The following is a 9,875-nucleotide window of genomic DNA, read 5'->3' as shown; positions in this document are numbered from 1 at the left end:
TCCATTTCAGGAATGGTTGCTACTTGTTTCACCCCTGTCTCGACGTCGTAAACACCGACACGCCGGTTAATCTTCACCTCTTCTTTGCTTCCGACACCCCCACCGCTATCTCTACCGGACAGAATTAAGATTCGACCATCAGGAAGCGTGGTATTGGTTGGATACCAACGACCTTCTGGCATATTACCGGCAGATTCCCAACTCTCAGTTTTATGATTAAATATATAGAGTATGGTGTGACCCGTCTGTAAAACAGGATTGCCAGTAAAGCGATAAAGGATGGGAGCAAATATCTGAATTATTGGTCTCAATAGACGGATCAACCAACCGGGAAGATTGAACCCAGTACGGGATTCCAATGTTCCTCCCGCTGACAGTAATCTGCCATCTGGCAGGAAGGAGTGACCCGCACAAAAAATATCTTCTGGCGTCTGGGGCGCCTTAATATTTCCCGTTTCAGGATTCCAAAGACGAGTCTCTGTCTTCGCATCTTCCAGCTGCCTAAACCCGGAGAAGTAAAGCACTTTGCCTGTGGGAAGCAACGCCATATGCACGGCTTCAATTTGTGAATCGTAAGGTAAAACCTTCCATTCACCCAACTTTGCTTTTTGGTTCTGATTCACACTGCCAGGGGATTTTTCTGGTTTACTCATTGTCTGCCCTCCTTAATTGTTGCTTTCATATAACTTCATTAACTCTGAGCAACAATGGCTTAGCCAATTTGAGTTTATGTATCCTTATTCATCTTTAAAAAGCTAATCAACAAAAACAAACTAATAATAATATTAGCTGGCGTAGATATTAACAACCCTAAGCGTCCGGACCAGGAAATATCCTGCGCAAAATAGAGATATGTCCAGTCGGCAAAAAATTCACTGAAACGGAGTCCCGCAACAATGGCCAGCCAATAATGGTGCTTTTTCCACATTAGAAAAGCTATGAATTGAAACACGGCAAAGGCCACCCAAATAGAGGCGGTACGCTGAAGAAGTCCTTGCGGGTCAACGTAATCAGCCCCATGAATAAGCTTGTACCAGATTTCAGGAAAGAAAAAACAGATGATGGCATAAACTAAATCCAATCCTACAAAGCCTAATAATATAATATTTATTAGGGTCTTACGTTTAGAGTTCATCCTTCTATGTTCTCCTTTTAAAGATTTAATGATATAGTCATTTCTACTTGCTGAAAAAATTCCTGTACTTCGGCCGTTTTACACCGAAGTCGCCGTTGATAGATTATAGGGCTTTAAGCCCCGGTATCCAACGAGCCGATAGTCGCAATCCGAACAAGGTTAATACCGGGTACAGACCATCCGCCAACGACCAGCCGAGAACGTATGCGGTGTTGCCTTGAAAGATGTGGAAAAAGTGGCTATGCTCCCAGGTGCCAAAGAGTAGTTGTTCTGCATATTTCACGATCAAACTGAAAGTAGCGAAAAAGATGAATTGGACAATCATAGAGTGATGCTCACGGATTCCCAGATAAAGAAAAGTAAGGCAAACCCCAATCCAAACAAAGGTATGCATAAAGTTGTTCAGCCAGGGTAAGAAGCTCATTAATCCGGCAAGATAAAGCAAGTAGTTGCTAATAAAAACCGACACTGCCCATGCCCCGGCAATTGTAAAAAAGGTTTTTCTCTCTGCAGGTTCGATTCTATTCTTATAAGTACGGATGATAACAAAAAGCGCCGCGTAAAATAGCAGCACCGCAACAATTCGAATTGGTGTCATAGTGTACATATCAATCCCTCCTCAATTGTGAATATCAGCACCAACGAATGATTTGTCAACTTGGTGGGCACTTCTTTCAGCCAGAATTTGTCCCGAACACGCAAAATAACAGAATAAAGACACTACTTAGTGAGCTGGACCTTGATCCATTCTGCGGTAACCGTATTTTTAAGTTCGCTCTCTTTGTACTTTACTTCAATTAATAGACCCTTCTGGAAATCTGAAAAAGCCCCTTGCTGATTGGTTAATTTAAGCTTGCTCTTGTCCAACCAGATCTTTGTGCCCTCTGTAATTTTCACGGTATAGCTTCCCGATGAATCAGCTATCACCAGGGACTGTCCCTGCGCTTTGACCTGATCGATTTTAGCAATGACGCTATACTTACTGGAAACGCCGGGTGATTGCCCGACTGGAATAAAAATCTCTGTTGTTTTTTGCGCATACGTATCGGAAATACCGAATACTAAAACAAGCGTTACGACAAAAGCTATTAAATGCTTCATGATCGCAAACCTCCTAAAATTACTTCTTTGAAGTAGTTGATTGTTCAACCATTTGATCTCGAGCCATTTTCTGGTTGCTTATCGCCTCATTTATTAAACGAGTTGGCCCTGCCTTGTGTGTTATGGCTTCATCCGTCAATCTTTTCGCCTCTTCGAGATAAGAGACCGCAATCGGATGCAGTCGTCCGCCCTCAAGAACCATAATACTGTCGTCGGTCTCATGGCCTGCCAGTTTAAGCAAATCCTCGGATGTTTGACCGCTTGAATAAGTCAACTTTTTGCTTGTCTCAAGGTGGTCGATACTTTGGCGAATATTATCTAAGGTATTGATGACCCTCAAGAACGCAGCAACCGCCTCCACTTGAGTCACTTCCAGATCAATGCCGCTGCCAGTTGCACCCGCTAATAGCTGGCCTGCCGGCGAATTGTTAAAGGCACCGCTGTTGTAAAAAGCCACTGCCCCTTCAAGGGTCGAAACTGAATTATTATGGAAAAAAGGACCGGTATCTGCAGCCTCAATAACAGAAGGTGTATTGAACTCGCCATTGCCAGCGGTCCCAAAGCCATCGTCAGGGGGATTTTTCTCACCGATACCATCTGCCGGCTGTTCCGGAAGCTCTTCAACACCGGTGTTAAAATTCAAATTTCCAGCGCCCTCGCCGAAGATAGCAGGATTGGCATTGGCCCCGGCGTTAACGTGGCACACGAAACACTTACCCGAAGTCGCATCGTTAAAGATTTCCTGACCGCGTGACGCAAGGATTCCTTTAAGAGGAAGCGGCAGGACGATTTCTTCTTGCCGGCCAAGAGAGAGTTGAAACGCTTCCATCGCATCCAGTTCCTCGTCAGTGGGGAATCTGAAATCGGCGCCTGGAATACGATTCAGCGTTTTTGTGAAGTGCTGAATGACTGCGCCAGTAGCAAACGAACGCAGCGAACCATCACCCGGCGCGCCATCTCCGGACCAACCGGTGTGAAAGCCGTCGCGGCTGTCAATACTTGTGCGAAGTCCAAGCGTGTGTGGAACACCACGCATGTTGAAATTGTTTGCCAAATCATCAAACCCATCCTGGTTCTCAACAATCAACCCGAACTCGCGCATCAAACGTGGGTTTTCAAAATTCTCCTTTAACTCCGGATTGAATTCAGCGACGAAAAGCGGATCATCATCCGGGAGGGTGGCGATAAACGCGGGATCGATGGTCAAATTATTCTCAGCCGGATGACAACTCCCGCAAGTTCTGCCATTGCCGGCAAACGTTTCTTCAAAGAAAAGCCGCCTTCCTTTTTCAACCAAATCGTCTCCCGGATCCGGTTTAGGCGGCTGCGTCGGAGCACACGCAAATACTACCAGATACACCATGGTGGCCACGATCAAAATTCTCATTGTTTCCCTCCTTAATAAAAAGACTAATTGTAAACAGACAATCTAAATAAAAATATATAAAACGCAATGTTTTCAAAACTTAATTTTTACCTACTGGGTTTCCGGAGCCATCCTGAATCATAAGACTTAAATTGCCAGGTAATTATCTCAAATTTTATGTATTTGTGTAAAGTACGACGAACCTTCATCTGCTTAATCCGACCGTTCACCGGACAACCGCCGCATTTCACCGAATTTCGGTTAACTCTTTTTTAAAAACTCGGTATATTCAGCACATGCCGAAAATTGAATTCAACATTTCACTCTTTTTAATTAGTTTATTCTTATTAAAACCCTCGTTTGTGATCGCCCAGACTGCCGAAGTCAAAAGCATTCGAGGTGTGGTTCAAGATACGAAAAGCGCTCCTCTGTCTTACGTGAACGTCTTCTTGCAAAACAGTTATGACGGCGGTGTCAGTGACTCAAGGGGATATTTTGAGATTCTCACAAAAAAAACGGGCCGCAGGTTCTTATTGCCTCTATGATCGGTTTTGAGAAAAGTTCAAAGAAAATTAATCTTGACAAACCGGGCCTTGAGTCAATTAAATTTATTCTCAGAGAAAAAGCCATTGCTATGCCCGAAGCGACCATAACGGCAAGCTCTTTTAGCTCCGGAGACGAAAAAGGGGTAACCTTAAAACGTTTGGAAATTTTGACCACCCCGGGAGCCGCAGCAGACATCTCTTCCAGAACGACAAATTTTTCAGGGTTTGTTTATTTTGGGGTGACGTTTACTTTCAGGTAAATTTTTATTCCATCTCGTGCCAGTGCTCTGCATGGAACGAGGAGTTCAAACATCTTTCAAGCTATCAGCTTTCAGCGGTCAGCTTTTAGTTTTTCGAAGCTGATAGCTGACTGCTGAGAGCTTTTGATACATTTAGATAATCAATATTTTCCTGGAGAAATTCTTTGCACAAAAGTGCATGACTTCACTGGTATTACTATAACTTTTTAAGGAGGTTTACCATGCAAAAACGATTGGCCCTGATTACTCTAATTGGTTTAATCCTGAACGCTTTATTAATTGCGGCCCCTGCAGACGATTTTGACACCGCAATAATCAAAGGCAAAAAACTCATTGAAAAAGGCACGCAAAAATTCGATGAGAAAACGCTGATGGACGCTCGATCACATTTCGAGAGATTGCTGCAAAACGAAGAAATGCAGTGGCTAACTCACTATTACATCGGCTACGCAGATTATCGCCTGGCGGTCTATTATCAAGCGCAAAGCAATAAAGAAATGTCATTGAAATACCTTGATGACGGCATCGAGCATATTTATGCCTCCCTGGAAAAAAATGAAAAATTTGCAGATGCGCACGGGTTGCTCTCCTCTTTGCTTGGTCAGAAGATTGGTACTGATCCTGCATTGGGAATGACCCTGGGAATGGAATCCATGACCGCCATAAGTGATGCGCTGGAATACGGTAAAAACAATCCCCGGGTGGCGATGTTTTCCGCTATTTCTGCTTACTATACGCCTGAACAATTTGGCGGCAGTAAAACCAAAGCGATGACGGAAATGACCCGCGCTGCCGCGCTTTTCGAAAAAGAAAATTTGCAAGACAAAAGGCTGCCGGACTGGGGTCACGACCAATCCCTGACCTGGCTGGGCCGCTTTCACACCGCCGCCGGAGAATTTGATTTAGCTAAAAAGAATTTGGAAGCCGCTTTAAAACTAAGTCCGGAGAGCAGCTTTGCCAAATCATCTCAGGCTCAATTAAAACAAAAAATGGCTGAGAAGTAAATAGCGTCATTAGGTCGTTTGCCCCTGAACGAGTCAGGGGCAGGCTCTTCGGCGTCATTTTTGACAGTGCTTCGCCCGCGCTAGGCTAGATAAAAAATGAACAAAAAAGTAATTGAAGTCAAAAACCTGCGAAAAACCTACGGATCGGTGGTTGCGGTAGAAGAAATCTCCTTTGAAGTTTTTGAAGGTGAAATCTTCGGAATGGTGGGCCCAAATGGCGCCGGGAAAACCACCACCGTTGAATGCGTTGAAGGGCTAAGAAAGCCCGATAAGGGTGAACTAAGAATCCTGGGGTTGGACCCACAGGAGGAAGGATATTCGTTACGCCAACGTATTGGCGTGCAGCTGCAGGAAACCGCGCTTCAAGATCACTTAAAAGTTTGGGAAGCCCTGGATTTGTTCGCTTCCTTCTATTCACACCCTGTGGATTGGCAAATACTACTCGAAAAGATGAATCTGGCAGAGAAAAGAAATGCCGCCTTCAACAAACTCTCTGGCGGACAAAAGCAGCGTTTGTTTATCGCGTTGGCGCTGGTTAATAATCCTGAATTGGTCTTCTTCGACGAGCTCACCACCGGCTTGGATCCGCAGGCGCGTCGAAATATGTGGGACATGGTACGGGATATTCGGGAACAAGGCAAAACCGTTGTGTTGACGACTCACTTCATGGAAGAAGCAGAACGGCTTTGCGACCGGGTAGCCATCGTTGACCAGGGACGAATTGTGGCCCTGGACACGCCGGCGAATTTGATTCGCAATTTGGGTGCGGAAAATCGGGTTGTGTTCACAATCAATGGCGAATTTAAAGCTGAGAAGCTGAACGAATTGGCCAGCGTAACCCGCGTTGAACAGTCTGGCGACCGTTGTGAGATTTATGGTTGGGATGAAAAACTGATTGTGGATGTGGTCAACGCTTTGTCCAAAAATGGCTGTCCATTTCGAGACTTGCGAACCGAACAGCCAACTTTGGAAGATGTTTTTTTGGCATTGACAGGAAAGGAAATGAGGAATTAGAAATTAGAAATTAGAAATTACGAATTACGAATTACGAATTGGAGAAACAAAATGCGTGGAATTCTAAAACTATCATTGACCGAAATGAAATTGTTCTTGCGCGAGCCCATGGCTGCTTTTTTTACTTTGGTTTTTCCGCTGATGATGTTGTTTTTATTTGGCAGTATTTATGGCAACAAGCCCTCGGCATTTTTTGGCGGCTACGGCTCGGTGGATATGTCCGTTCCGGCTTACACAGCCATGATTATCGCAACGAGTGGGCTGCTGGGGCTTACGATCTCTATAGCAACTTATCGGGAAAAGGGTATTTTGAGACGTCTGAAAGCCACACCGCTTTATCCGCAGACGATTTTAACCGCACAGGTTTCGGTAATTTTTTTGATGACTGCATTAGGAATGGCCTTGTTGATCATTGCAGCCAAGATCGTTTACAATTTAAAATTTGACGGCAATCCTTTAAATGTTTTCTTAGCTTTCGTTCTCAGCAGCATGAGTTTTTTCTCTCTCGGGTTCATCCTCTCCGGACTCCTGCCGACTGCAAGAAGTGCCCAGGTTGTCGCCATGATGCTTTTTTACCCCATGCTTTTTCTTTCCGGTGCTGCGATCCCGCGTGAAGTCATGCCCGAAACAATTCAGAATTATGCTCAATTCCTGCCCTTGACACATGTGGTCAACCTTTTGCGCGGGTTGTGGATCGGAAACGGCTGGGCTGAGCATTTAAAAGAGGTGGCTGTTCTTTCCGGAATGCTAATTTTTGGTGTGGCAATATCGGCCAGGACTTTTCGCTGGGAATAAGTTTTAGTAAATAGTTAAGTCGAAGGTCTATCTTCTCCAACAAATTCCTCAATATATTCGTTAATCCGGGTGGCATAATCTTCCATTGCTTTCGAATACCCGATATGCCGGATTCGAATGCGGCCTGATTTATCTATGACCAATAAAGTCGGCAAATGGTTAATCTCAAGCCATCGGAGATTCTTGAACCTTCATCATAAGCCACCGGGAAAGAATAGCTATTTGTGCCAATAAACGCCCGGACCTGCTCAATTGGATCCTTTCTCCCCATGTTTAGTGCGAGAAAAGCCACATCAGGGTGGTCCTTAAATTTCTCATAGACTTCCTGAAAATCAGGAAAAGCTTTTAGACACACCCCACACCAGGTTGTCCAGAAATCAAGCACAAGAACTTTGCCTTTATAATCAGCCGAGAGAATTAAATTGCCGTCTAAATCTTGCAGTTCAAATTCAGCCAATTTTTCATTCAAGTGAGTTGTAACCACGACCCGGTAAATTATTTTTCGAGAAAACCACATTGCGGCGACGACTAAAAAAACTCCGAGGAAAATAATTGTACGTTTTTTCATTTAGATTTCTCCTTTCGCTAAACCTTGCAGGTTTTGAAAACCTGCAAGGTTTCCAAGTCCACTAAAACAATGGCGTTGGAATATCGCCCCATCTAACATGCGGCGGAGGCGTCTCTATCCCGATATCTTCACCTTTGGCTTTGTCTACTCTGGCAACCAGCAGCGGCTCTCTGCCGAAAGTTTTTTTAATAATATCAGAACCGCTGACGACTCTAGCGGTGGTTAGTTTTGCTTTGGTGATTAAAACTTTATAGAGATTCCGATCATAGTCCTCCGGTTGGTGATGCCCGTGAAAGCCCTCGGGAATTTTCTCCAGCGGCACATCGGGCAGGTACCATTCGGCTGGAACGATATAGTTCAAATAAGTGTCAACCCTGCCATTCGCAGCTTCATGAAGACGCCCCTGAACTCCTGGATCAGCAAGCGCAATTTCTAAAATCGTCCTCACCTCTTTCTCGCTCAAAAAATCTGTTGAAATTGTCGCCGAGTTTTCAGAATAGTGAACGGCGAGCCTGGAAATCGAATAAGCCCGCAACCCAAAAGCGGCGCCGACCGAAACACTTAGAACCATCAAGTAGAATCCTAAACCAAAAGCAAATCTTTTAACCCCGGCTTCTGGAAAGACAGGAAATTTGAATGAGAACTTTCCCGGGATAAACATGGAAGTTTCGGCTTTGTAAGCTAAGTAGCTCTCGCCAAATTTTTCCTCGCACTCCTGCTCTTCTTTGCTCGCCAGCCAATAATAGACAAAAAGCATGGACACAAACATAATCAGCACGGTGAATCGCGGCCAGACCATGAGCAGGCCCAATCCCATAATTGCCAGCGCCACATACTGTGGATGACGAATGACGTTATAAATTCCTCCGGTCACGGCACCTCTTTTGGTGAATTTATAAAAGTTGTGTACCGGACTTATAAAGTCGGTAGAGGAGATTATAAGGTTGGAAGTATGAGATTCGCGGAGTAAGATCAGAGTTTTTATTTGATTAATTTTCAAACTTTGCTTAGATTTTACTAAAGTTATTTATTATACCTTTCCAAAATGGCTTCCGAAAACCTCATTTTCATAAGCTACGCCCGCAAAGATAAAGACTTTGCTGTCAAGCTGGCGCACGATTTGCTGTCACAAGGTGTGAACATCTGGTTGGCAGATTTTGAAATCAAAGCCGGCGACTCCTGGGACATGGAGGTTCAAAAGGCGCTAACCGCTTGTATTAGCTTCCTGGTGGTCCTCTCCGAGGCCTCAGAGAAATCCAAGAATGTGATGGATGAAGTGGCCTACGCCATAGAGGAAAAAAAGGTCATCATTCCCATACTTTTCCAGAAGTGCAACATCCATTTTCGTTTGCGCCGGCTGCAGCATGTGGATTTTACGGTTGATTACGATCACGGAATCCAAGACTTGATTGAAAGTGTGAGAGTTCCGCAAGAAACAGCCCCGCAAGAGAAAGATAAGAGGGATGCAAAAAAGGAAAAAGAAGATAGCATAAACAGTTTGTACCGGGAGGCGGAGGCAGCAACGGCCAATAAAGATTGGTCAGCCGCAAAAGAAAAACTTCAAGCTGTTTTGGAGCTTCAGCCAAATCATTCTAAGGCCAAAGCTGGCTTCGAGCAGGTTCAAGAGCAAATGAAGCTCCTCGCTGAGGAAAAGGAATTGGCCGACCTCTATTCCAAAGGCAAGGAACACCTGGATGCGAGACGATTTCAAAAAGCACTTGAATTCTTTCAGAAGATACAAAAAATAAAAGCTGACTACAAAGATGTGGGGGCTCTGTCAACCGCTGCTGAGCAAGAATTGCTCCATGTTAAGAAACCGCCAAGAAAACCGCCGCAAATCAAACCACCCACTCCGCTGCTAAAAAAAATCTTGCAGCAGCGAGGAGCGATCTGGATCGGTTCTGGCTTTCTGCTCAGCCTCATCGTGGTCACTTACATGGTTTTTGAGACAGACCTACTCAAAAAAGGACCCCTCGCCGGAGACGTTAGCAACGACTCGCTTTATGTAAACCTGCTGCAGGAAGGGGATGCTCTATTCTTCCAAAACCAATACCGCAAAGCCAAAGCGAAATTTGCGGAAGCCCTGG

At 44.8% G+C, this 9,875-nt stretch carries 13 protein-coding genes; 6 read left to right on the top strand and 7 right to left on the bottom strand.

Annotated features, from left to right (window positions below; genetic code table 11):
* From IH879_13295 to IH879_13275, 5 genes are all read right to left on the bottom strand, one after another.
* The coding region (locus IH879_13295) for a hypothetical protein (GenBank protein MCH7675911.1) at positions 1–653 on the bottom strand (653 nt) is incomplete at its 3' end.
* Between the two features lie 74 nt (positions 654–727).
* A complete protein-coding gene (locus IH879_13290; protein MCH7675910.1) occupies positions 728–1,135 on the bottom strand; it encodes a hypothetical protein in 408 nt (135 codons plus the stop codon).
* Between the two features lie 103 nt (positions 1,136–1,238).
* A complete protein-coding gene (locus tag IH879_13285; protein MCH7675909.1) occupies positions 1,239–1,742 on the bottom strand; it encodes a hypothetical protein in 504 nt (167 codons plus the stop codon).
* 113 nt (positions 1,743–1,855) lie between these two features.
* Complete coding sequence (locus IH879_13280; protein MCH7675908.1) at positions 1,856–2,236, bottom strand: hypothetical protein; 381 nt, start codon at positions 2,234–2,236, stop codon at positions 1,856–1,858.
* 19 nt (positions 2,237–2,255) lie between these two features.
* A complete protein-coding gene (locus IH879_13275; GenBank protein ID MCH7675907.1) occupies positions 2,256–3,623 on the bottom strand; it encodes a hypothetical protein in 1,368 nt (455 codons plus the stop codon).
* A gap of 275 nt (positions 3,624–3,898) precedes the next feature.
* On the opposite strand from IH879_13275, the gene IH879_13270 reads away from it, so the two are divergent.
* The 5 genes from IH879_13270 to IH879_13250 all read left to right on the top strand — a co-directional run bounded on the left by IH879_13270 (position 3,899) and on the right by IH879_13250 (position 7,220).
* Positions 3,899–4,147 carry a hypothetical protein gene (locus IH879_13270; protein ID MCH7675906.1) on the top strand — a complete coding sequence of 83 codons (249 nt, stop codon included), beginning with the start codon at positions 3,899–3,901 and terminating at the stop codon, positions 4,145–4,147.
* Positions 4,144–4,407, top strand: a complete 264-nt coding sequence (locus tag IH879_13265) for a hypothetical protein (GenBank protein ID MCH7675905.1) — start codon at positions 4,144–4,146, stop codon at positions 4,405–4,407. The genes IH879_13270 and IH879_13265 overlap by 4 nt, the downstream gene beginning before the upstream one ends.
* A gap of 221 nt (positions 4,408–4,628) precedes the next feature.
* The gene (locus IH879_13260) at positions 4,629–5,411 is read left to right on the top strand and encodes a hypothetical protein (GenBank protein MCH7675904.1); all 783 of its coding nucleotides are present in this window, start codon (positions 4,629–4,631) and stop codon (positions 5,409–5,411) included.
* Positions 5,412–5,507: 96 nt separating this feature from the next.
* Positions 5,508–6,425 carry an ABC transporter ATP-binding protein gene (locus IH879_13255; protein MCH7675903.1) on the top strand — a complete coding sequence of 306 codons (918 nt, stop codon included), beginning with the start codon at positions 5,508–5,510 and terminating at the stop codon, positions 6,423–6,425.
* A gap of 51 nt (positions 6,426–6,476) precedes the next feature.
* Complete coding sequence (locus IH879_13250) at positions 6,477–7,220, top strand: ABC transporter permease (GenBank protein ID MCH7675902.1); 744 nt, start codon at positions 6,477–6,479, stop codon at positions 7,218–7,220.
* A 133-nt stretch (positions 7,221–7,353) separates the two neighbouring features.
* Here IH879_13250 and IH879_13245 read toward each other — a convergent pair whose 3' ends face one another.
* Together IH879_13245 and IH879_13240 are read right to left on the bottom strand one after the other, a co-directional pair.
* Positions 7,354–7,788: a TlpA family protein disulfide reductase gene (locus IH879_13245; GenBank protein MCH7675901.1), complete on the bottom strand. Its 435-nt coding sequence runs from the start codon at positions 7,786–7,788 to the stop codon at positions 7,354–7,356.
* Between the two features lie 61 nt (positions 7,789–7,849).
* The gene (locus IH879_13240) at positions 7,850–8,662 is read right to left on the bottom strand and encodes an isoprenylcysteine carboxylmethyltransferase family protein (protein MCH7675900.1); all 813 of its coding nucleotides are present in this window, start codon (positions 8,660–8,662) and stop codon (positions 7,850–7,852) included.
* A gap of 171 nt (positions 8,663–8,833) precedes the next feature.
* Between IH879_13240 and IH879_13235 the strand changes: the two genes are divergently transcribed.
* The coding region (locus IH879_13235) for a TIR domain-containing protein (GenBank protein MCH7675899.1) at positions 8,834–9,875 on the top strand (1,042 nt) is incomplete at its 3' end.

This window comes from candidate division KSB1 bacterium, from assembly GCA_022562085.1.
Classification (GTDB): domain Bacteria; phylum Zhuqueibacterota; class Zhuqueibacteria; order Oceanimicrobiales; family Oceanimicrobiaceae; genus Oceanimicrobium.
Note: the sequence above shows the minus strand (reverse complement) of the source record. Positions and strands in the feature narration are given on the sequence as shown.

Bases quoted from the DNA above. Each gene is read 5' to 3' on its own strand.
- IH879_13290 (MCH7675910.1), bottom strand. From the start codon at position 1,135: ATGAACTCTAAACGTAAGACCCTAATAAATATTATATTATTAGGCTTT.
- IH879_13285 (MCH7675909.1), bottom strand. From the start codon at position 1,742: ATGTACACTATGACACCAATTCGAATTGTTGCGGTGCTGCTATTTTAC.
- IH879_13280 (MCH7675908.1), bottom strand. From the start codon at position 2,236: ATGAAGCATTTAATAGCTTTTGTCGTAACGCTTGTTTTAGTATTCGGT.
- IH879_13275 (MCH7675907.1), bottom strand. From the start codon at position 3,623: ATGAGAATTTTGATCGTGGCCACCATGGTGTATCTGGTAGTATTTGCG.
- IH879_13270 (MCH7675906.1), top strand. From the start codon at position 3,899: ATGCCGAAAATTGAATTCAACATTTCACTCTTTTTAATTAGTTTATTC.
- IH879_13265 (MCH7675905.1), top strand. From the start codon at position 4,144: ATGATCGGTTTTGAGAAAAGTTCAAAGAAAATTAATCTTGACAAACCG.
- IH879_13260 (MCH7675904.1), top strand. From the start codon at position 4,629: ATGCAAAAACGATTGGCCCTGATTACTCTAATTGGTTTAATCCTGAAC.
- IH879_13255 (MCH7675903.1), top strand. From the start codon at position 5,508: ATGAACAAAAAAGTAATTGAAGTCAAAAACCTGCGAAAAACCTACGGA.
- IH879_13250 (MCH7675902.1), top strand. From the start codon at position 6,477: ATGCGTGGAATTCTAAAACTATCATTGACCGAAATGAAATTGTTCTTG.
- IH879_13245 (MCH7675901.1), bottom strand. From the start codon at position 7,788: ATGAAAAAACGTACAATTATTTTCCTCGGAGTTTTTTTAGTCGTCGCC.